This window comes from Nocardioides sp. NPDC006273, assembly GCF_040613495.1.
Lineage (GTDB): Bacteria > Actinomycetota > Actinomycetes > Propionibacteriales > Nocardioidaceae > Nocardioides.
This window is the reverse complement of the sequence record NZ_JBEXSD010000047.1, coordinates 1-20,375: the sequence shown is the minus strand read 5'-3', so window position 1 is coordinate 20,375 and position 20,375 is coordinate 1. Positions and strand designations below refer to the sequence as shown.

The following is a 20,375-nucleotide window of genomic DNA, read 5'->3' as shown; positions in this document are numbered from 1 at the left end:
TTCATCGCCCACCGCGCGAGAGGTCAGCTGCTGGCCGCGAGACGTCAGTTGCTGGCCACGAGCCCATTCCACGTACGGGGTTCGAGACCTCGAGGTCAGAAACTGACCCCTCGGCGTGAAGAACTGACTCCTCGGGCTCGAGAACCGACGCTTCGGCGTCAGCGGCCGAGCTGGTCCTCGAGGTGGAAGATCTCCTCGAGGCGCAGGAAGCCCTCGTCGGGCGCGACACCGTCGAGATTCTCGAAGAACTCCGCCATCTCCGCCTGCCAGCGGGCATTGACCTCGGTCGCCGCCATCCCGGTCCGGGCGGCCTCGATGGAGGGCGTCTCGACATAGCCGATGAGCAGCCCGTCGGGGCGGAGGAACAGCGAGTAGTTGTGCCACCCGGTCTCCGCGAGCGCTCGCAGCATGTCCGGCCAGACGGCCGCATGGCGCTGCTTGTACTCCTCGATGCGCTCGGGCTTGACCTGCAGCTGGAAGCAGACGCGCTCCATGACGACCTCCGATGAAACGATTTAGGAACGGACGCTAGTGAGCATGCCAAAATTGGTCAATCGGCATGCCGCGCTTCCTCGTCACAGTGCCAGCCAGGCTCTATGCTGCGATTGAACGTTTCAGGAAGGAGCCCAGGTGGCGATCACCCCGGCTGCGGGCTCATCTCGCAGCGCCTCGGTCAAGGATGTCGCGGCCACCGCCGGCGTCTCCCTCGGCACCGTGTCCAACGTGCTCAACCGCCCCGATCGGGTCAGTCGAACCACGCGCGAGCGGGTGGAGCGTGCGATGGCAGACCTCGGATTCGTGCGCAACGAGTCCGCCCGGTCGTTGCGCACCGGCAGCACCCATTCGCTGGCCTACGTCATGCTCGACGCCGGCAACCCGTTCTTCACCGACGTGGCACGTGGCATCGAGCTGGCCGCCGAGACGGCCGGGCTCTCGCTGTTCCTCTGCAACAGCGATGGCCGCTCGGCCCGCGAGGGCGCCCACCTGGCCCATTTGCAGCAGCAGCGCGTCCAGGGCATCTTGATCACCCCTGTCGACCCCGACGATCCGCAGATCGACCAGCTGATCGAGCGCGGCACCCCGGTCGTCATCGTCGACCGCACACGTGCGGGCTCCTCCTTCTGCTCCGTCGCCGTCGACGACGTTCTCGGCGGGCGGCTCGCCGTCGAGCACCTCATCGAGGTCGGACACCGACGGGTGGCGTACGTCGGTGGGCCGGAGTCGATCGGACAGGTCCGCGACCGTGGTGAGGGCGCCCGGCAGGCCTGGGCCGAGGCCGGACTCCCTCCCGAGGACCTGGTGACGCTCTCCTGCGAGGCCCCCACCGTCGCCAGCGGTCGTGCCGCCGGAGAGCGGCTCGTCGGACTGCCCGCGCGACGCCGTCCCACCGCTGCGTTCTGCGCCAACGACCTGATCGCGCTCGGGCTGCTCCAGCAGACGATCTCCAGCGGCCGGACCGTGCCCGGCGACCTCGCGATCGTCGGCTACGACGACATCGAGTTCGCCGCCGCCGCGGCCGTGCCGCTCACCTCCGTGCGTCAGCCCCGTCACGACCTCGGCCGGCGAGCTGCCGAGCTGCTGCTCGACGAGGTCGGCAACCCCGCCCACCAGCACGAGCAGGTCGTCTTCACCCCCGAGCTCGTCGCCCGCGCCTCCACCCTGGGACGCCGCTGACCGCCGACTCGGCGCAACTGTCTCGAGAACTTGGGACAGACGCGCCGAGTGGACGGGGCACTGCGGGACAGATGCGCCGAGTCGGCCGGAGCAGGAGCGGGCGTACGTCTTCAGTGGATGCCTTAGGCTCCAGGAGCGGAAGCCGAAGGAGGGTCAGTTGGCCGGAGAACGCGCAGCGACGCTGAGCGACGTCGCCCGCGAAGCAGGGGTCTCGCTGGCCACCGCGTCACGCGCGCTGAACGGGAGCGACCGGGTGGTGCGCCCCGAGCTGCAGGAGCGCGTCCTGGCGGCGGCGGACAAGCTCGGCTACACGCCGAACGCCAACGCCCAGGCGATGGCACGCGGCTCGACCGAGACCGTCGGCCTCCTGGTGAAGGACATCTCCGACCCCTACTTCTCCACCATCGCCGGCGGCCTGGCCGACGAGGCCGAGAAGCACGGCCTGCTGGTGATGCTCTGCAACACCGGCGGCCAGCCCGAGCGCGAACAGAAGTTCCTGGCCGCGCTGCGGCGCCAGCGCAGCCGCGCGATCGTGCTGTCGGGAAGCGATACGGCCGGCGTACGCCACACCAGCGAGGTCGCCGACCTGCTGACGTCCTACCTGGACGGTGGCGGCCGGGTGGCCGCGATCAGCCAGCCGCGTCTGCCGGTCGACACCGTGGTGATCGACAACCACGGCGGCGCCAAGGCGCTGGCCGAGCGCCTGGCCGGCCTCGGCTACCGCCGCGCCGCTGTGCTCACCGGACCCGAGGACCTGCTGGTCTCGGCCGAACGTCACGCCGGCTTCGCGGAAGGGTGGCTGGAGGCGACCGGCTCGGCGCCGGCGTACGTCTCCGACGAGTTCAGCCGTGACGGCGGACGCCGGGCGATGACCCGGCTGCTCGAGAACGGCCGGAACAACGCCTCAGAGGTGGACTGCGTCTTCGCGGTCAACGACCTCATGGCGCTCGGTGCCCTGGCCGCGTGCCGACAGGCCGGTATCGAGGTGGGACCCGAGCTGGCCGTCGCCGGCTTCGACGACATCGCCACGCTGCGCGACGTGACCCCGGGGCTGACCACCGTACGTCTTCCACTGGCCGACATCGGCCGGCTGGCGCTCGAGCTCGTCCTCGGCGAGCCCTCGGCGGAGCTTCGCAAGCGGTCCGTCCACGGCGAGGTCGTGCTGCGGGAGAGCACTCCCCCGCGCGTCTGACACCAGCTCGACTCGGCGCAACCGTCCCAAGAATCGGCGCCGAGTCGGCGCAACTGACGAGATATCGCGCCGAGTCGGCGCGTCATAACGAGCCGACTCGGCAGATTTCTCGGTCAGGATGCGACGACTCGGCCAGATTCCGGGTCAGAACGTGCCGACTCGATCGACTTGAGGCCCGGCATGGCGGAACACGCTCTTGCGACGGGCGTCACATCTGTCCTACCGTATTGGAAAGCGCTTTCCCCATGGCTCTCCAGCAGACGAGGAACCCTCACATGGCCACACGACGGCTCGGCATCATCATGAACGGCGTCACCGGACGCATGGGCTACCGCCAGCACCTGGTGCGCAGCATCCTGGCGATCCAGGAGCAGGGCGGCGTCGAGCTCTCCGACGGCACCCGTGTCCAGCCCGACCCGATCCTCGTCGGGCGCAATGCCGAGAAGCTCCAGGACATCGCCAAGGAGCATGGCCTGGACCGTTGGACCACCGACCTCGACGAGGCCCTCGCCAACGCCGAGGACACCGTCTACTTCGACTCCCAGCTGACCGGCGTCCGCGAGTCCGCCATCACCAAGGCGGTCGCGGCCGGCAAGCACGTCTACACCGAGAAGCCGATCGCCGACGACGTCGAGGGCTCGCTGCGCCTGGCCCGCCTGGCGGCCGACGCGGGCGTGAAGAGCGGCGTCGTCCACGACAAGCTCTACCTCCCGGGCCTGCTCAAGCTCCGCCGTCTGGTCGAGTCGGGGTTCTTCGGCCGTATCCTCAGCGTGCGCGGCGAGTTCGGCTACTGGGTCTTCGAGGGCGACCTGCAGCCCTCGCAGCGGCCGAGCTGGAACTACCGCAAAGAGGACGGCGGCGGCATCACCACCGACATGTTCCCCCACTGGAACTACGTCCTGGAGAACCTCTTCGGCGAGGTCGAGGCCGTCACCGCCAAGGTCGTCACCCACATCCCCGAGCGCTGGGACGAGAAGGGCAACGCGTACGCCGCCACCGCCGACGACTCCGCGTACGGCATCTTCGAGCTCGAGGGCGGGATCGTCGCGCAGATCAACTCCTCGTGGGCGACCCGGGTCAACCGCGGCGAGCTGGTGGAGTTCCACGTCGACGGCACCCACGGCTCCGCCGTCGCCGGCCTGCACCACTGCGTGACCCAGGACCGCAACCTGACCCCGAAGCCGGTCTGGAACCCCGACCTGGTCGAGTCGATCCAGTTCCGGGAGCTGTGGAACGAGGTGCCCGACAACCAGCCCTTCGACAACGGCTTCAAGGCCCAGTGGGAGCAGTTCATCCGCTACGTCGAGGGCGACGGCGACCACCCCTACGACTTCATGGCCGGCGTCCGCGGCGTGAGGCTCGCCGAGGCCGGTCTCACCTCCTCGGCCGAGGGTCGCCGGATCGAGCTGGGAGAGATCCAGCTGTGATCTCCGTACGCCTCCCCCTGCCCGACGGCGGCACCGAGCTCCACACGCTCGCGGCCCCCAGGGAGTGGACGAAGCCGAGGGCGCCGTTCACCTCCCGAACCGCCTACGCCGCCGCCCACGTCGTCCCCCGCACGCTGGCGGAGAACGTGCCCGGCGCCCCCGCGGACATCGACTGGGACCGCACCCTGGCCTACCGGCACGAGCTGTGGTCCTACGGTCTCGGCGTCGCCGAGGCGATGGACACCGCGCAGCGCGGGATGGGGCTCGACTGGACCGCCGCGGCCGAGCTGATCCGCCGCTCGGCCACCGAGGCGGCCACCGTCGGCGGGTCGATCGCCTGCGGCGCCGGCACCGACCAGCTCACCCTCGACGCCGTCCCCGAGGGCAGGGCCGGTCTGGCCACCGTCATCGACGCCTACCGGGAGCAGATGAAGGTCGTCGCCGACACCGGCGCGACCACGATCGTGATGGCCTCGCGCGCACTCGCCCGGGTCGCCCGGCATGCCGAGGACTATGCCGAGGTCTACGCGACCATTCTCGACGAGGCCGAGAGCCCGGTGATCCTGCACTGGCTGGGCGACATGTTCGACCCGGCGCTGGCGGGCTACTGGGGCTCCTCCTCGGTCGCGGAGGCGACCGAGACCTTCCTCGACGTCATCCGCGCCCGCGCCCGCAAGGTGGACGGGGTCAAGGTCTCGCTCCTCGACGCCGAGCACGAGGTCGGGCTGCGCCGGGCGCTGCCCGGCGGCGTACGGCTCTACACGGGAGACGACTTCAACTATCCCGAGCTGATCGTCGGCGAGGGAACCCGGGAGGGCGAGTTCTCGCACGCGCTGCTCGGCATCTTCGCCGCCATCTACCCGGCCGCCTCGGCCGCGCTGCAGGCGCTCGACGACGGAGATCCCGAGGGCGCGCGCGAGCTGCTGGAGAGCACCCAGGCGCTCGGCCGGAAGATCTTCGAGGCGCCGACCTACTACTACAAGACCGGGATCGCGTTCCTGTCCTGGCTCAACGGCCACCAGCCCGGGTTCTCGATGGCCGGCGGCCTCCACGCCGGTCGCTCGGTGCCCCATCTGGCCGAGGTCTTCCGGCTGGCCGACGCGGCCGGCCTGCTGACCAGCCCGGACCTCGCGGCCGCACGCATGCGCGCCTTCCTCACCGTGCAAGGAGTCGACCAGTGACCGACAGCATCACCGGGTTGGAACGCCTCTCGCTCAACACCAAGACCACCAACTCCTGGACCCTCGGCGAGGCCGTCGACGGTGCGGCTCGTGCCGGCATCCCCGCCCTGGGGCTGTGGCGTGACCGCGTGCACGAGGCCGGGGTGGAGAAGGCCGCCAAGCTCGTACGCGTCGCCGGGCTGCGCGTCTCCTCGCTCTGCCGCGGCGGCTTCCTGACTGCCTCCGACGAGGCCGGGATCGCCGGCGCCCTCGAGGACAACAAGCGGGCGGTCGACGAGGCCGCCACGCTGGGCACCGACGCGCTGGTGATGGTGGTCGGTGGCCTCCCCGATGGCGAGGTGGATCTGGCCGGTGCCCGGGAGCGGGTCGCCGAGCGGCTCGCGGAGCTGGCCCCCTACGCCCGCGAGCACGGCGTGAAGCTCGTCCTGGAGGCGCTGCACCCGATGTACGTCGCCGACCGGGCAGTCATCTCGACCCTCGGTCAGGCGCTCGATCTGGCCGCACCGCACCCGGTCGACGCGGTCGCGGTCGTCGTCGACACCTTCCACGTCTTCTGGGACCCCGACCTCGCGACCCAGATCGAGCGGGCCGGCGCGGAGGGCCGGGTCGCGGCGTACCAGGTCTGCGACTTCAACCTGCCGATCCCCTCCGACGCGCTGCTGGCGCGCGGGATGATGGGCGACGGGGTCATCGACTTCGCACCGATCACCCGGATGGTCGCCGCGACCGGCTACACCGGCGACGTCGAGGTCGAGATCTTCAACGAGGCGATCTGGGCCGGCGACCCCGACGAGGTGCTCGCCACGATGGTGCAGCGCTACCGCGACCTCGTGCTGCCTCATCTGTGAGAGAAGCGCCGCCGAGCTGCTCTCACAGCTCGGCGGCACCTGCGTGTAACACGTCGTTCGTAGGACTATCCGGTCGTTATAACGGGCGAGTAGACCTACGAACAGCGTGTTACACGTGGTGGGATCGCTCAGAAGTCGAAGTCGTCGATGTTCGACGCGTCGAAGACTGTCGGCTCACCCAAGACGACGACGCCGTCGGCACCTACGGTGTATTCACCCAGGTCACCGGCCTCGAAGGTGTCGCCCTCCTTGCCCTCGATGTCACCCGAGGCGAGCGCGTCGGCGGCGAACGCGGACAGGTAGCCGAGCTGCTCGGGGTTCCACAGCGCGAAGGCCTTGACGGTGCCGTCCTTGATGTACTCCCGCATCTGGTTCGGGGTGCCGAGACCGGTCAGCGCGACCTTGCCCTTGTACTGCGAGTCGGACAGGTAGCGCGCGGCCGCAGCGATGCCCACCGTGGTCGGGCTGATGATGCCCTTGAGGTTCGGGTGGGACTGCAGCAGACCGGCGGTCTTGTCGAACGACTTCTGGTCGTCGTCGTCCCCGTAGACGGTCTGGACGAGCTTGATGTCGGGGTGGTTGGCGGCCAGCTCCTCCTCCATCAGCTTGATCCACTCGTTCTGGTTGGTGGCGTTGGCCGCCGCGGAGAGGACCGCGATCTCGCCCTTTCCACCGATCTGCTCGGCGATCAGGTCGACCTGGCTCTTGGCGATGCCGGCGGCGTCGGCTTGGCTGACGAAGATGTCACGGAACTGCGGCTCGGTGTCGGAGTCCATCGTGACGACCTTGGTGCCGGCGTTGCGGGCCTCCTCGAGCGCGTCACCGATGGCGGTCGGGTCGTTGGCCGAGACCACGAGGGCGCCGGCGCGCTGCTGGGTCGCGGTGTTGATGAAGCTGACCTGGGAGTCGGGAGTCGACTCGGTGGGGCCCACCTGCTTCCACGTGGTGCCGATCTCGTCGGCGGCCTTCTTTCCACCGGTGTCGGAGGCGTCGAAGTAGGGGTTGCCGAGGTTCTTGGGGATGAAGGTGATGCTGCTGGTGTCGCCACCCTCTCCATCGCTGCCGGTGTCGCTCCCGCCGCCACAGGCGGACAGGGCGAGGCCGAGGGCCGCAACGATGGCGACAGCACTGCCTGCGCGTCGGAACTTGCTGGTCATGTCTCTCACTCCAGTTTCTATAAGGATGGCTTTGAAGATGGTTCGTCCGAGCTGTGGTCGCCACGTTCTTTGGGCTGGCGATAGGTGCCGACGATGCGACCGGTCCAACCGAGAACGCTGGCCGCGATGACCGCTGCGATGAGAAGTACGCCGGTGATGATCTGGATGATGTTGGCGCTGAGTCCGTCCAGGCGTAGCGCGCTGCCGATCGTCCCGATCAGGACGACACCGGCGATGACCCCGGGGATGGCCCCGCGGCCGCCGAAGATGGACACCCCGCCGAGCAGCACCGCCGCCACGACCTGGAGCTCCAGACCGGTGGCGTTGTCGCCACGCGCACTGCCGTAGCGCAGCGTGAAGTAGATGCCCGCCAGCCCCGAGACCAGCCCGCTGAGAGTGAACAGGATCAGCTTCGTACGGTCGACGTTGACGCCCGAGAAGCGAGCCGCGTCCTTGCTGAGACCGGCGGCGAAGATGCCGCGGCCGAAGGGCGTGAAGTGCAGGACCACGGCGAAGACCACGATCAGGGCGACCAGGGGAACCGTCATCAGCGGGATCTGGCTGTCGCCGATCCGAGCCTGTACGAGGTCGCCCCAGTAGTCGGGCCAGTCGGTGATCGCCGTGGTGCCGAGCGCGCCGACGGCGATGCCGCGGAAGAGCGCCATCGTGCCGATCGTGACGGCCAGCGACGGCAGCCCGAAGCGGGTGACGAGCACCCCGTTGAACGCTCCCGCGACCGCGCAGGCGAGCAGGGCGAGCACCATCGCGGCGACCATCGGCACACCCTCGCGGTGCAGCACCCCGAACAGGACGCTGGAGAGCCCGACGACGCTCGCCACCGAGAGGTCGATCTCGCCGGTGATGATGATGAGCGTCATCGGCAGCGCGATCAGCAGGATCGGCGTGACGTCGAGGACCAGGAAGTAGACCGTGATCGGGTCGGAGAAGTTGAGGATCACGATCGAGGCGTACGTCCACACGACCACGAGCAGGGCGATGATCGCCGCGTCCCGGGTCATCAGGGTGCGCTGCCACCACGGCTTGGCGTGAGCGGCGTAGGTCCTCATCTCGGTCTTCTCGGCGAGCAGACTCATGCCGCCACCTCCGTTGAGGAGATCGAAGCGTACGGATGTGGCGGCCTGAGGCCTATTGTCGTTCGCTGGCGCTCACTCATGATTCTTCCCTCTCCGCAAGGAGCTTGTCGTGCTGACGGCGGGCGAAGTAGCGGTCCAGGACGATCGCGCCGATGATCAGCGCACCGACGACGGCCTGCTGCCAGAAGTCGGGGATGCCGAGGATCGGCAGCGCCCGGTTGATGGTGACGAGGAGGTACGCCCCGAGGGCTGCCCCGAGGACGGTGCCGCTGCCGCCGAAGATGGCCACGCCACCCACGACGGCCGCGCCGACGGCCTCGAGCTCGATGCCCTGGCCGACACCGGAGCTGATGGTGCCGTAGCGGGAGACGTACAGGATCCCGGCGAGGCCGGCGAGCGCACCCGAGGTGGCGAACGCCTGCAGGACCCGGCGCTTGTCACGCAGCCCGTAGAGGGTGGCGGCGGCGGGGTCGGAGCCGATCGCGTAGAACTCGCGGCCCACGCGGGTGGAGCGCATCAGGTAGATCGCGACGGCCAGCAGCGCGAACGAGATCCAGGCGAGGTTGGGGATGAACAGGAAGGATCCGGTGCCGAAGTCGAGCAGCCCGGGCGGGATGTCGGAGGCGTTGATCCGGTCGCTGCCGGCCCACTCGAGCATGATCCCGCGGTAGACGTAGAGCGTGCCGAGGGTGATGACCAGCGCCGGCACCTTGGCGAAGGCGACCAGCGCCCCGTTGATCAGGCCGAGCACCGCGCCGGCGGCGACCGCGATCAGGACGACCAGGATCACCGGGAGCCCGGTGTCGAGGAAGAGCCGCCCGGCCAGGTAGGCCGTGAGGCCCAGGGTCGAGCCGACGCTGAGGTCGACGTTGCGGGTGACGATCACCATCGCCTGGCCGATCGCCAGGCACACCAGGATCGCGGGGGTCAGGGTGAGGTCGCGCCAACCGTCCGTGCTGAACAGGAAGTTGGGGTTCACCGCCGTGGTCACCACGAGCAGCGCGATGAAGGCGACGGCGATGCCGGTCTCGCGCTGCTTCAGGAGCCAGGTCAGCCGGCTGGCTGCTCGGTGGCTTGGCTGCGGCGCGGCCGGGGCAGGCGCGTCGAGCGTGGTGGTCATGATGCCTCGCTGACGTTCAGGGTGGTGGAGTGATGGGCCGTCGCCGCGCGCATGACGGCCTCGGGGGTCGCCTCATCCCGGCTCAGCTCGGCCGTCTGATGGCCCTCGCTGAGGACGATCACGCGGTCGGCCATACCGAGCACTTCGGGGAGCTCGGAGGAGATCATCAGGATCGCGAGGCCCTCTTGGGCCAGCGTCGACAGGAGCCGGTGGACCTCGGACTTGGTGCCGACGTCGATGCCTCGGGTGGGCTCGTCGATGATCAGCACCTTCGGCTGGGTCGAGAGCCACTTGGCCAGGACCACCTTCTGCTGGTTGCCACCCGAGAGGGTGCCGGCCAGCGTGTCCAGCGTCGCGGCCTTGACCTCGAGCCGGGCGGCCCAGTCGGCGGCCGAACGGTTCTCGATGCCGCTGCTGATCAGCCCGGTGCGGGCGAGCCGGCCGCTCGTCGGCAGAGTGATGTTGCGCGAGATCGGCGCCTCCAGGACGAGACCATGCTGACGGCGGTCCTCGGGGACGAACGCCAGCCCCATCTCGATCGCCCGTCTCGGGTCGCCCGGCGGGACCGGGCGGCCGTCGAGGGTGACCTCGCCGCTGTCGTAGGGGTCGACACCGAAGATCGCCTGCGCGACCTCGCTGCGTCCGGCGCCGACGAGGCCGGCCAGGCCGACGATCTCACCTTCGCGGACGGTGAGACTGATGTCGTGGAACAGGCCGGTGCTGGTGAGGCCCTTGACCTCGAGCAGCGGCTTGCCGACGGTGGCCTCGAGCTTCGGATAGAGGTCGGAGACCTCGCGCCCGACCAGCCGCTGGACGATCTCGTCCTCGGTGACCTCGGAGATCGGGTCGGTGGAGATGTAGGCGCCGTCGCGCATCACCGTGATCGTGTCGCACAGCGCGAACACCTCGTCGAACCGGTGCGAGATGAAGACGACTGCGCAGCCCTGGTCGCGCAGCGTGCGGGCCACGGTCATCAGCCGGTCGACCTCGTTGCCGGACAGCGCCGCGGTCGGCTCGTCCATGATCAGGACCTTGGCATCGAGCGAGAGCGCCTTGGCGATCTCGATCAGCTGCTGGTCGGCGATCGAGAGGCCCTCGGTCGGGCGGTCGGGCTCGATCGGGACACCGAGCCTGGCGAAGAGCTCGACGACCTCGGTGCGCATCGCGGCGCGGTCGATCTTGCCCCAGCGGTTGGTCGGCTGGCGCCCCATGAAGATGTTCTCGGTGACCGAGAGGTCGGGGAAGAGGGTCGGCTCCTGGTAGATGACCGCGACGCCGGCCTGCTTGGCGTCTGCGGTGTTGCGGAAGTCGACCTGCTCCCCGGCGAGCAGGTAGTCGCCGGCGTCGCGACGGTAGAGCCCGGCGACGATCTTCACCAGGGTCGACTTCCCGGCACCGTTCTCCCCCACGAGCGCGTGGATGGATCCGGCGTCGACCCGGAGACTTCCGGACCGGAGGGCGCGTACGGGGCCGAACGACTTGGCCACGTCCCGCAGCTCCAGTGCGGCGGGTGTGTCCGGCATGGGCAGCTCCTCGAATTGAAAGGTTTCAAGCCTGGTTTACGCTAGTGATGGCAATCACATACGTCAACACTCTTCGGCCGCTAATTTGAGCAAGGTTTCGACTTCGCCCTCGGGCCGCGGGATCGGCGGCCCACCGTCGGAGGGGAATCTCACCGCGTCAGGCAGCGTTGAGAGGCCCATGCACGCACTCTGGGTATGGGCACATCCGCACGCGTCATCGCTCAACGGTCGGCTGCGGGAGGTGGGCGTGAGCGCGCTCGGCGCGGCTGGCTGGAGCATCGACGAGATCGATCTCTATCGTGAAGGTTTCAATCCGCTCCTGGTGGAGCGGGGCGAGGCCGACGTACGTCGCCACCAGGAGCGCCTAAGACGAGCCGATCTCCTGGTCGTCCAGTTCCCGCTGTGGTGGTACTCGGTGCCGGCCATTCTCAAGGGCTGGATCGATCGGGTCTTCGAGTCGGGGTTCGCCTTCGACGTACCGGATCCGGAGACCGGCAAGCCGCTCAAGTACGGCAGGGGCGGCCTGGCCGGCAAACGCGCGCTGACCGTGGTCACCGCCGGTGACCGGGCCGCGACCCTCGGGCCCCGCGGGATCAGCGGCGACATCGAGGACGTCCTGTGGCCGCTGCTGCACGGCACCTTCTGGTACACCGGCATGGATCCGCTGCGCCCGCACCTGATCACTACCGCCGACGACCTCGACGCCCAGGCCATGGCCCGGACCGAAGAGGAGCTGCGGGTACGCCTCGAGGGCGTGATGGCGGAGCCTCGGATCGACTACCTGCCCATGTCCGAGACCCATTACGACCACACGATCAGGCTCCACGACTCGGTCTCCCCCGGCGACAACGGACTCAGCGCCCACCGCGAGGGCGGATCGACCACCTGAAGATCAGCTGGCTGGGAAAGACCCCGCCTCTCGGAATGAAGCCGTGCCCGATGGGGTACTGCGAGGCATGGCCGAAGCCCCCGCACTCGCCCAGCAGAAGGCGGTCGATGCCTCGTCGTCAGCCTTGGGCTCGGGACGCGTCGGCGCCGAGCTGCGCGATCGGATCCAAACTGGTGACCTCCCGGGTGGCCAGATCGACCATCACCGCGGTGTCCGGGGGGACCGGGGTCCATCCAGGTTGTCCGAGTCCGCTGGAGACGATCTCGAGACCGTGGTCGGTCCTGCGGTAGTCCATCGCGAAATACTCCGTGGTGTGTCGCGGCGGGATCTCGCCCTCGTCGTCGAAGAGCTCACGCAACGCCCGCAGCGGGGAGTCGGCGCGCGAGTTGATGTGGATCGCGAACATGTGTGTCCGGGTGAGCATCAGCGCATTCAGGCTGCATCGCGGGAACTTCTGGACCAGCGTGGCCAGCGCCCGGGTGACACCCTCGGCCTCGTCGCCGCACTCCTCTACGTTCTGGTGCACGAAATGGAAGTAACGCTCGCTGTCGGTGTCGCCCCGCAGCCTCGCCCGGGACTCCGGGGTGAGCAGCGCCTCGAGATCGGCGATCGGGGAGACGTGGCCGTTGTGCGCGAACGCGGCCCCGTCGGTCAAGAAGGGGTGGGTGTTCTCCGGACGTACGTCGAGCCCACCGGTCGCCCAGCGCAGGTGCACGAAGCCGGCGTGAGAGAGCGGGGCCGCGACAAGCCTGCGGTAGGTCGGGTCAACATCCGCCGACCGCGGCGAGCTCGTCGTGCACGTGCCCTCGGGCGTGTGCCACGCCATCCCCCAACCGTCGGAATGTACGGCGGTGAGCGAGGTGAACGCGTCCAGCCCCTCCTCTCCCAGCAGATCGGCGACGGCACAGGGCGAGTCGGACACGTATCCGAAAAGACGACACATCGTCTGGTTACTCCTTCCAGAGAAAGGTGCGAGCGGTGGATACACGCTCTTCGAGCAGTACCCATGACCAGGTCCGGACAGTCGGAGTCGAGGAGGAGCTCCTCCTCGTCGACGCCCAGACCGGCGTCCCGCGATCGGTGGCCAGCGAGGTGTTGCGGGTGGCCCGGCGGAGGGGTGACACCGAGGTCGATGCCGGCGAGGCCGGCGGTTCGGTGGGACCGGAGCTGCAGGAGCAGCAGATCGAGACCGACACTCCTCCAGAGGAGCATCTCGGGTTGCTCGAGATGGATCTGCGGCAGTGGCGCGACAAGACCCGCGCCGCCGCGGCCGAGGTGGGCGCGCTGATCCTGGCCAGCGGCACTACCCCGCTGCCGGCGCGCCCCCAGACCTTCGACGACGAGCGCTACGCGGCGATCACCGAGCAGTTCGGGCTGACTGCCAGCGAGCAGCTCACCTGTGGCTGCCACGTGCACGTCTCGGTCGACTCCGACGACGAGGCGGTGGGGGCCCTCGACCGAATCCGCACCTGGCTGCCCGTGCTGCTCGCGGTGAGCGCCAACTCACCGTTCTGGCACGGCGAGGACTCGGGCTACCAGAGCTACCGGTCCCAGGCGATGTCACGTTGGCCGACCACTGGACCGACCGAGATCTTCGGCAGCGGCCAGGCCTACCTCGACCACCTGCGGCAGCTCGTCGATACCGGAGTTCCGCTGGACGAGGGGATGGCCTACTTCGATGCCCGCCCGTCCCGGCACTACCCGACCCTCGAGGTACGGGTCGCCGACGTCTGTCTGGACCCTCGCGACACCGTCCTCATCGCGGCGCTGGCGCGGGCGCTGGTCGATACCGCGGCCAAGGAGTGGGCTCAGGGTCAGCCCGCCGATCCGGTCTCGGTCGCGGTGCTCCGCCTGGCCATGTGGCAGGCGGGCAAGCACGGGATCACCGGTGATCTCCTCGACCCGCGGACCCACCGGCCGCGGCCTGCTCGTGAGGTGGTCGAGAGCCTGGTCGAGCACATCGCCCCGGCGTTGCGTGAGACCGGGGACCTCGCCCGGGTCGAGACCGGCATCGATCGGATCTTCACCCGCGGCACCGGCTCCTCGACCCAGCGCAGGATCCTCGCCGAGGAGGGCGAGCTCCCCGGCGCCGTCGTCCGGATGGCCGAGCTCTCCTGACCCTCGATCCCGAACCTACAGGAGGTACCCGCCGTCATGATCCGTTTCGGCCATCTCGACATCGACTACGACGACCGCGTGCTCACCCCGCGTACCTGGACCGTCCGTCAGTCCGAATGGGCGGCCGAGCTGTCGGCTGCCCTGCCGGACGGGCCGATGCTCGAGCTCTGCTCCGGCGCCGGCCAGATCGGCCTGCTCGCGGCCGCGATGGCCGGGCGCCCACTGGTGTGCGTCGACGCGAACCCGGCCGCATGCGCGTTCAACCGGGCCAACGCCGACCGCGCCGGGTTGAGCCATCTGGTCGAGGTACGCGAGGGCAGCATCGAGAACGCGCTCGACCCGGACGAGCGCTACTGCCTGGTGATAGCCGATCCGCCGTGGGTCCCGACGGCGCAGGTCGAGCGCTACCCCGAGGACCCACGAACGGCCATCGATGGCGGGGCGGACGGGATGCTCGTCGCCGAGACGTGCCTGGCGGCGATCGCCCGACACCTCTCCCCCGGCGGCTCGGCCGTCCTCCAGCTCGGCACGACCGAGCAGGCCGATCGCCTGTCGGACATGGTCCAGCGCAGCGGTCTGTCGATCCAGGAGGTCCGTGACTCGCCGGGAGAAGGAGTGCTCGTCCACCTCACCCGGGCGGCGAGCATAGCCGGCGCGGACGCCGGGTACCGAACGGCCTGAGGGGAAGGTGGGTGGAGATGCTGCCGAAGTCGCGCGGCACGTTGAGTGCTGCAGTTTTCACCGCGCTGCAGAGCGGCGCGGCCGAGGGCCTGGAGTCGGCTCCGGAGTCCGAAGAGGACGCGCAGATCGCGCTGTGGGCTCTCTATGAGCTCCACTACCGCGGTTTCGACGAAGTCGATCCCGACCTGGAGTGGGACCCGGACCTGCTGCGTGTGCGCCGTGGTCTGGAGAGGTCGTTCGAGGCCGAGCTACGTCGGCGCTGGGAGCAGAGCCCCTTGCGTGAGGACGGCGAGCTGGGCCTGACCGACCTGGTAGACAAGCACGACGGGCCCTCGTTGGCGCGGTTCGTACAGCGCCGGGCCGACCGGGAGCAGGTGCTCGAGCTCCTTCAGCACCGCTCCCTCTACCACCTCAAGGAGGCCGACCCCACCAGCTGGGTCGTCCCCCGGCTCGAGACCCGGGCCAAGGCCCCGTTGATGGAGATCCTGTTCGACGAGTACGGCGACGGGGACCCCAACCGGCTGCATCACCATCTGTTCCGTCGAGGCCTGGAGGCGGCCGGGCTTCGTTCCGATCACGCCTGCTACGTCGACGAGGCGCCGGTCGAGATCCTCGCGATGAACAACGCGCTGTCACTGTTCGGACTGCACCGTCGGCTCCGGGCAGCAGCCCTCGGCCACTTCGCCGCGTTCGAGTCGACGAGCTCGGTGCCCTCACGTCAGCTGGCCCAGGGGTTGCGTCGCCTGGACTTCCCGGCGGAGATGGCTGCCTACTACGACGAGCACGTCGAGGCCGACGCCGCCCACGAGCAGGTCGCCGTGCGCGACGTCTGCGGAGCCTTCTTGGACGAGGAGCCGTTCGAGCGTGACCATCTGCTCCTCGGCGCCTTCACCTGTCTCGATCTGGAGGCACGCTACGCCCAGGCGATGCTCATCCGATGGGATGTGTCATGACGGACTTCGAGCACGCTTCGATCGTGATGTGCCCGGCGGGGCCGATGCTGCTGCGTGGGAAGCACGAGATCCAGGACGCCGACGGGAAGATCCACCACACGGTCCGGCCGGTCAGCGCTGTCTGCATGTGCGGCCGGTCGGCGGTCAAGCCGTGGTGTGACGGTACGCACCGACTGCTGGCCGCGGCCGCGCGTGACGGCGACGAGGCCACCGACTGACGGGCGCCTGAGGTGGTTCGGCTTCGTCGGGTCTCGGCGGAGGAGCCGGGATGGACCCGCCGCCGGGCGGGCCGGGGCTTCGTGTACCTCGACGAGTCCGGCACCCGGTTGTCTGATGATGCGATCGAACGCGTCCGCGCCCTCGCCATCCCGCCGGCCTGGGAGGACGTCTGGATCTGTCCCCGCGAGAACGGGCACCTCCAGGCCGTCGGGACCGACGCGGCCGGACGCCGGCAGTACCTCTACCACCCCGACTGGCGGGCCAAACGCGACCAGGAGAAGTTCGACCGGGTGCTGGAGCTCGGCGCCGTCCTCCCCCGCGTACGCCGGCGGACGGAACGGGACCTCGCCACCACCGGGATGAGCCTCGACCGGGCGTCCGCACTCGCGCTGCGGCTGCTGGACCTGGGGTGCTTCCGGATCGGCAGCGACGCCTACGCCGACGACAACGGCGGCTTCGGCCTGACGACGCTGGGGCGTCGCCACGTACGCAGGCGAGGCGACTCCTACGTCTTCGACTTCACCGGGAAGTCCGGTGTCCACCACACCATCACCATCGACGACCCGCTCTCGGTGGAGGCGATCGCCCAGCTGCGCCGCCGCCGTGCCGGCTTCGATGAGATCCTCGCCTACCAGCAGGGTCGGCGGTGGCAGCGGCTGACCCCGGCTTTGGTCAATGACTACATGCGCGAGGTGAGCGGCTTGGAGGTGTCGGCGAAGGACTTCCGCACGTGGCACGCCACCGTGCTAGCCGCACTCGCGCTGTCCGAGGACCCGGAAGCCGCGAAGCGGGCGACCCCGACGGCCAGATCCCGCCGCAAGCAGCAGGTCGTCGCGATCAAGGAGGTCGCGGAGTACCTCGGCAACACTCCCGCGGTGGCCCGAAGCTCCTACGTCGACCCGCGCGTGCTCGAACTGCACGAGCAGGGGCGGACGATCCAGGTACGCAGAGGAGCGAGCGACGACCCGCAGGCGCGTCAGGCCGCGGCGGAGCGTGCGGTCCTGCGTCTGCTGGCGCAGGACCGCTGACTCCCCGCCGAGCCCCGGGTAGCGCCCTCAGTCGTGGGCGGCGCGTGCCGCGCCCGCCTCCGTGGACTCGCCGCTGGTCTGCAGCTGGCCGCCCTGGTCCTCCAGGTGAGCGCGGACGAACCAGTGGAAGAGCTCGAGCTGCTCGACCTGGCCGATCAAGACGTCCTGGGTCACGACGTCGAGGTCCTCGAGGGTCTTGATCGCCTCTCGGTAGGAGACGATCACGCCCTGGTAGGTGACGTCGAGCGCGGCGAGATGCTCCTGGGTGGTGGCCCTGCCGATGCTGTAGTCGTTCCACGTGCGCTCCTCGACGAGCGCACCCGGGGTGCCTCGCGGGGCGCCACCGAGGGTCGCGATGCGCTCGGCGAGGGCGTCGGCCATCCCGCGTACCGCCTCGACCTGGGGGTCGATCATCTGGTGCACGGCGATGAAGTGCGGGCCCACGACGTTCCAGTGCACGTGCTTGAGGGTGAGCTGGAGGTCGTTGGTGGCGTGAAGGCGAGACTGCAGCAGGTCGATGGTCTTCCGGGCGGCGTCCTCGTCCAGGCCAGGGATCGTGTAGTGCAGCTTGTCGTTCGTCATGTCGAGATCGGTACCCCTGGCGACTCGATTGATGCCCTGGGCACCGGCGCGAATAAACTTGCCGCGTGTCCCCACTCCTCAGCTCGCCGTCACGCTTCTATCGGATCGTAGCCACCGCCGAGGCGGTGACCTGGGCCGGACTGCTCGGCGGCATGTTCCTGAAGTACGTCACCGAGACCACGGAGCTGGGGGTCAGCGTCTTCGGCATGCTGCACGGGATCGTGTTCATCGCCTACTGCGTGACCACGACCGTGGTCGCGATCGACCAGCGATGGTCGACCGGTCGACTCATCGCTGGTCTCGCGTCCTCGATCCCGCCGTTCCTCACCCTCTGGTTCGAGCGCTACGCGGCGCGCCGCGGCCTGCTCGCCCCGAGGTGGCGACTGCTCGACGAGTCGCCGGCCCGCCCGCTCGAGCGTCCGCTGGCCTGGCTGCTCCACAACCCGGCGCGCGGCCTGGCCGCGGGCCTGGCGAGCGTCGCCGGGCTGACGGTCGTCGCCCTCGTCGTCGGGCCGCCGGTCGGCTGACCCTGGGAACGATCAGCTGTCGGCGTGCTGGTCCAGCTCCTCGCGTAGGGCCTGCTTGTCCTTGTCGCCGACCGGGATGTCCGCATTGGCGGCTTGACGGCGCATCTCGTCGCGGGTGATGTCCTGCGGCATCTCGCCGAGGTGCTCCTGACGGCTGCTCAGGAAAGCCTTGCCCAGCTCGGCGCGACGCTCGTGGTCGAGGCGGTCGCGAAGACCCGGGAGCACGGTCTCCTCCTCTTCCTTGACATGGTGGCTCACCGCGTCGACGACCTCGGTCAGCTTGTTCTCGTAGGCCACTGAGAAGGGATCGCACTCGGAGAGCTCGCCGAGGAGGCGATCGGCCAGCAGGTGCTCCTCCTGACTGTGCGCGACATCGTCCTTCTCACCCGCCTCGTCGCGGGCGGCCGGGTAGACCTCGGCCTCCTCGGCCCGGCTGTGGGCGGCCAGGAGCGTCACCAGGACGGGGGTCAGCCCGGCACGTACCTCCGGCTCGCGCTGAAGCTTCTCGAACAGACTCTCCACCTCCCGATGGTCCTGCATGATCAGGTCGGTCACGTCTTCGGACACAACAGCTCTCCTCTACGTTTGAAAGGGATCCAGCTCTGCACCAGTACCCGTGAAGGCACCTGCTCAGTCGACGTCTTCAACGACGACGTCATCCACGACGACGTGCACGGCCGCCTCCTCGGCAGACGCGCCGGCTCCGTCGATCCCCTCGTCGTGTCCGATGAGCTGACTCTCGTCGTCCTCGCCCATACCCATGTCGGGGCTGGTGAGCCGACCGGACCGGGCCTCCCCCACCTCTCCGGACACCGGTCCGTCCAGGATGTCGGCATCGGCTTCCGCCTCCGCGTCCTCCCAGACCTCGGGCTCCTCCTGAGCGAGTCGCTCATCGATGGTCTCGCCCTCGATCTCCTCTCGAGGCGTGACACCCTTCGCGGTGACCCCCCGGGGCCGCTCGGGCGGCGAATAGCCCTCGTCCAGGACGTCGTCCACGCCACGGTCGTCGAGGGTGTCCTCTGGCTGAAGCTGTTCTCCACTCATGATCCGACCGGTACCCCTGACCGGCCCGGCGATGCTCCCGGAGCCGTGCCGACTTCAGGCGCTCGGCTGCGGTAGTCCAGCTCCTCCTCCGACGACGTGATGGCCCCACGAGTCTCGACGAACACGGCGTCACCGTCGGCTCCCACGGTCCAGACCTGGTCCAGGAAGGCGACCCGGTCGGGATGGGCGGGTGTGCGACACCTACGAGCCCCAGTCCCGGGACAGCCGCGGTCTCCCCCGACGCCGACATCCGCACGAGGCTGATCGCAGATGACTCCCCGACCGTGGGGGGTCGAAGACCAGAATGCGAGAACCCCAATGTCGAACGACAACGGACGCGATGGCGCGACTCTCGAGGCCGTCATCCGAGCCACCACCTCAGAGCCGCAGCCGATCCTGCTCAGCGGGGGCGCCGTCATCTCTCGGAACCCGATGATGGGCGACTGGGAGCAGGCTGACGTGCTGCTCGGCGGCTCGCGGATCGTCGGTGTCGGGCCGGGTCTGCTCACCGCCGCCGAGGACGACAACATGCTCGTGGTCGACTGCTCGGGGTGCGTCGTCATGCCGGCCCGCCCCGACTTCGGCGCACCGGCCGGGACCGGGCCGGGCACCCTCACCTCGGGTGTGGCCGCCGACCTTGCGATCTTCCGGATCGCCGACGCTCCCGGTGTTCCGGCAGGGCCTGTCATCAACCGTCCCTCACACCGGGACATCGTGCTGATCGACGGGAAGGTCACGGTGTGGAACGGCGCACCGCTCGGCGAGGCGGCACCCGCGACCGAGGCGGCCGGCGACACCGAGCACCCCTGGGTGGGCATGTGGATCGACGACACCGGCTTCCTGCACCAGGAACTGCTTGCCGACGGGCGCTACGACGAGACGCGCGACGGCCGTCCGCACGCCTACCAAGGCCGCTACTGGATCACCGGCAACCACATCGAGTATTTGGACGACCTCGGGTTCTGGGCGTTCGGTGAGTTCGATGACGGTGTCCTCCACCACGGCGGATACCGCCTGACCCGGCGCTGAGCACCCGGCCGCCGGGCGCGGGCCGAGACGCCCGCGACGATGATGCTGGCCAGCAGCCAGATTCCGAAGAGGCGCCAGAACTGGCGTGC

General features: G+C 69.3%; 22 protein-coding genes. 13 read left to right on the top strand and 9 right to left on the bottom strand.

Annotated elements, in window-relative coordinates; translation table 11 throughout:
* Window positions 1-158: 158 nt before the first annotated feature.
* Window positions 159-494, bottom strand: a complete 336-nt coding sequence (locus tag ABZZ22_RS19230) for an L-rhamnose mutarotase (protein WP_354934330.1) — start codon at window positions 492-494, stop codon at window positions 159-161.
* Between the two features lie 136 nt (window positions 495-630).
* Here ABZZ22_RS19230 and ABZZ22_RS19225 point away from each other — a divergent pair, with 136 nt between their 5' ends.
* The 5 genes from ABZZ22_RS19225 (at window position 631) to ABZZ22_RS19205 (ending at window position 6,322) form a co-directional block, all read left to right on the top strand.
* Window positions 631-1,674: a LacI family DNA-binding transcriptional regulator gene (locus ABZZ22_RS19225; protein WP_354934327.1), complete on the top strand. Its 1,044-nt coding sequence runs from the start codon at window positions 631-633 to the stop codon at window positions 1,672-1,674.
* A 157-nt stretch (window positions 1,675-1,831) separates the two neighbouring features.
* Window positions 1,832-2,866: a LacI family DNA-binding transcriptional regulator gene (locus ABZZ22_RS19220; RefSeq protein ID WP_354934324.1), complete on the top strand. Its 1,035-nt coding sequence runs from the start codon at window positions 1,832-1,834 to the stop codon at window positions 2,864-2,866.
* Between the two features lie 275 nt (window positions 2,867-3,141).
* Window positions 3,142-4,293 carry a Gfo/Idh/MocA family oxidoreductase gene (locus ABZZ22_RS19215; protein WP_354934321.1) on the top strand — a complete coding sequence of 384 codons (1,152 nt, stop codon included), beginning with the start codon at window positions 3,142-3,144 and terminating at the stop codon, window positions 4,291-4,293.
* Window positions 4,290-5,474 (top strand): dihydrodipicolinate synthase family protein, encoded by a 1,185-nt coding sequence (locus ABZZ22_RS19210; protein WP_354934318.1) that lies wholly within the window; start codon window positions 4,290-4,292, stop codon window positions 5,472-5,474. Before ABZZ22_RS19215 ends, ABZZ22_RS19210 begins: the two co-directional genes overlap by 4 nt.
* Window positions 5,471-6,322, top strand: coding sequence for a sugar phosphate isomerase/epimerase family protein (locus ABZZ22_RS19205; protein WP_354934315.1), 852 nt, complete (start codon window positions 5,471-5,473; stop codon window positions 6,320-6,322). Before ABZZ22_RS19210 ends, ABZZ22_RS19205 begins: the two co-directional genes overlap by 4 nt.
* 128 nt (window positions 6,323-6,450) lie before the next feature.
* Here ABZZ22_RS19205 and rhaS read toward each other — a convergent pair whose 3' ends face one another.
* The 4 genes from rhaS to ABZZ22_RS19185 all read right to left on the bottom strand — a co-directional run bounded on the left by rhaS (window position 6,451) and on the right by ABZZ22_RS19185 (window position 11,216).
* Window positions 6,451-7,479: a rhamnose ABC transporter substrate-binding protein gene (rhaS, locus tag ABZZ22_RS19200; protein ID WP_354934312.1), complete on the bottom strand. Its 1,029-nt coding sequence runs from the start codon at window positions 7,477-7,479 to the stop codon at window positions 6,451-6,453.
* Window positions 7,480-7,496: 17 nt separating this feature from the next.
* Window positions 7,497-8,573: an ABC transporter permease gene (locus ABZZ22_RS19195; protein WP_354934309.1), complete on the bottom strand. Its 1,077-nt coding sequence runs from the start codon at window positions 8,571-8,573 to the stop codon at window positions 7,497-7,499.
* Between the two features lie 76 nt (window positions 8,574-8,649).
* The gene (locus tag ABZZ22_RS19190; protein WP_354934305.1) at window positions 8,650-9,693 is read right to left on the bottom strand and encodes an ABC transporter permease; all 1,044 of its coding nucleotides are present in this window, start codon (window positions 9,691-9,693) and stop codon (window positions 8,650-8,652) included.
* Entirely contained in the window at window positions 9,690-11,216 is a 1,527-nt protein-coding gene (locus ABZZ22_RS19185) for a sugar ABC transporter ATP-binding protein (protein WP_354934302.1), read from the bottom strand. Before ABZZ22_RS19185 ends, ABZZ22_RS19190 begins: the two co-directional genes overlap by 4 nt.
* Before the next feature lie 178 nt (window positions 11,217-11,394).
* Here ABZZ22_RS19185 and ABZZ22_RS19180 point away from each other — a divergent pair, with 178 nt between their 5' ends.
* A complete protein-coding gene (locus ABZZ22_RS19180) occupies window positions 11,395-12,105 on the top strand; it encodes an NAD(P)H-dependent oxidoreductase (protein ID WP_354934299.1) in 711 nt (236 codons plus the stop codon).
* Between the two features lie 118 nt (window positions 12,106-12,223).
* On the opposite strand, the gene ABZZ22_RS19175 is transcribed toward ABZZ22_RS19180, so the two are convergent.
* On the bottom strand, window positions 12,224-13,048 hold the full coding sequence (locus tag ABZZ22_RS19175) for a class II glutamine amidotransferase (protein ID WP_354934296.1): 825 nt from the start codon (window positions 13,046-13,048) through the stop codon (window positions 12,224-12,226).
* Between the two features lie 35 nt (window positions 13,049-13,083).
* On the opposite strand from ABZZ22_RS19175, the gene ABZZ22_RS19170 reads away from it, so the two are divergent.
* The 5 genes from ABZZ22_RS19170 to ABZZ22_RS19150 are packed head-to-tail and all read left to right on the top strand — an operon-like array spanning window position 13,084 to window position 17,104.
* Entirely contained in the window at window positions 13,084-14,223 is a 1,140-nt protein-coding gene (locus ABZZ22_RS19170; protein WP_354934293.1) for a glutamate--cysteine ligase, read from the top strand.
* Between the two features lie 36 nt (window positions 14,224-14,259).
* Window positions 14,260-14,904: a class I SAM-dependent methyltransferase gene (locus ABZZ22_RS19165; RefSeq protein WP_354934290.1), complete on the top strand. Its 645-nt coding sequence runs from the start codon at window positions 14,260-14,262 to the stop codon at window positions 14,902-14,904.
* Window positions 14,905-14,921: 17 nt separating this feature from the next.
* Window positions 14,922-15,857, top strand: coding sequence for an iron-containing redox enzyme family protein (locus tag ABZZ22_RS19160; protein ID WP_354934287.1), 936 nt, complete (start codon window positions 14,922-14,924; stop codon window positions 15,855-15,857).
* A complete protein-coding gene (locus ABZZ22_RS19155) occupies window positions 15,854-16,075 on the top strand; it encodes a CDGSH iron-sulfur domain-containing protein (RefSeq protein WP_354934284.1) in 222 nt (73 codons plus the stop codon). The genes ABZZ22_RS19160 and ABZZ22_RS19155 overlap by 4 nt, the downstream gene beginning before the upstream one ends.
* A gap of 12 nt (window positions 16,076-16,087) precedes the next feature.
* Entirely contained in the window at window positions 16,088-17,104 is a 1,017-nt protein-coding gene (locus tag ABZZ22_RS19150; RefSeq protein ID WP_354934281.1) for a DNA topoisomerase IB, read from the top strand.
* Window positions 17,105-17,131: 27 nt separating this feature from the next.
* Here ABZZ22_RS19150 and ABZZ22_RS19145 read toward each other — a convergent pair whose 3' ends face one another.
* The gene (locus ABZZ22_RS19145; protein ID WP_354934278.1) at window positions 17,132-17,686 is read right to left on the bottom strand and encodes a DNA starvation/stationary phase protection protein; all 555 of its coding nucleotides are present in this window, start codon (window positions 17,684-17,686) and stop codon (window positions 17,132-17,134) included.
* 65 nt (window positions 17,687-17,751) lie between these two features.
* Here ABZZ22_RS19145 and ABZZ22_RS19140 point away from each other — a divergent pair, with 65 nt between their 5' ends.
* A complete protein-coding gene (locus ABZZ22_RS19140) occupies window positions 17,752-18,213 on the top strand; it encodes a DUF3817 domain-containing protein (protein ID WP_354934275.1) in 462 nt (153 codons plus the stop codon).
* A gap of 12 nt (window positions 18,214-18,225) precedes the next feature.
* Here ABZZ22_RS19140 and ABZZ22_RS19135 read toward each other — a convergent pair whose 3' ends face one another.
* Window positions 18,226-18,780, bottom strand: coding sequence for a hemerythrin domain-containing protein (locus tag ABZZ22_RS19135; RefSeq protein WP_354934272.1), 555 nt, complete (start codon window positions 18,778-18,780; stop codon window positions 18,226-18,228).
* A 63-nt stretch (window positions 18,781-18,843) separates the two neighbouring features.
* Window positions 18,844-19,257 (bottom strand): DUF5709 domain-containing protein, encoded by a 414-nt coding sequence (locus tag ABZZ22_RS19130; RefSeq protein WP_354934269.1) that lies wholly within the window; start codon window positions 19,255-19,257, stop codon window positions 18,844-18,846.
* A gap of 318 nt (window positions 19,258-19,575) precedes the next feature.
* Here ABZZ22_RS19130 and ABZZ22_RS19125 point away from each other — a divergent pair, with 318 nt between their 5' ends.
* On the top strand, window positions 19,576-20,286 hold the full coding sequence (locus ABZZ22_RS19125) for an Atu4866 domain-containing protein (protein ID WP_354934266.1): 711 nt from the start codon (window positions 19,576-19,578) through the stop codon (window positions 20,284-20,286).
* The last annotated feature ends 89 nt before the right edge of the window (window positions 20,287-20,375 follow it).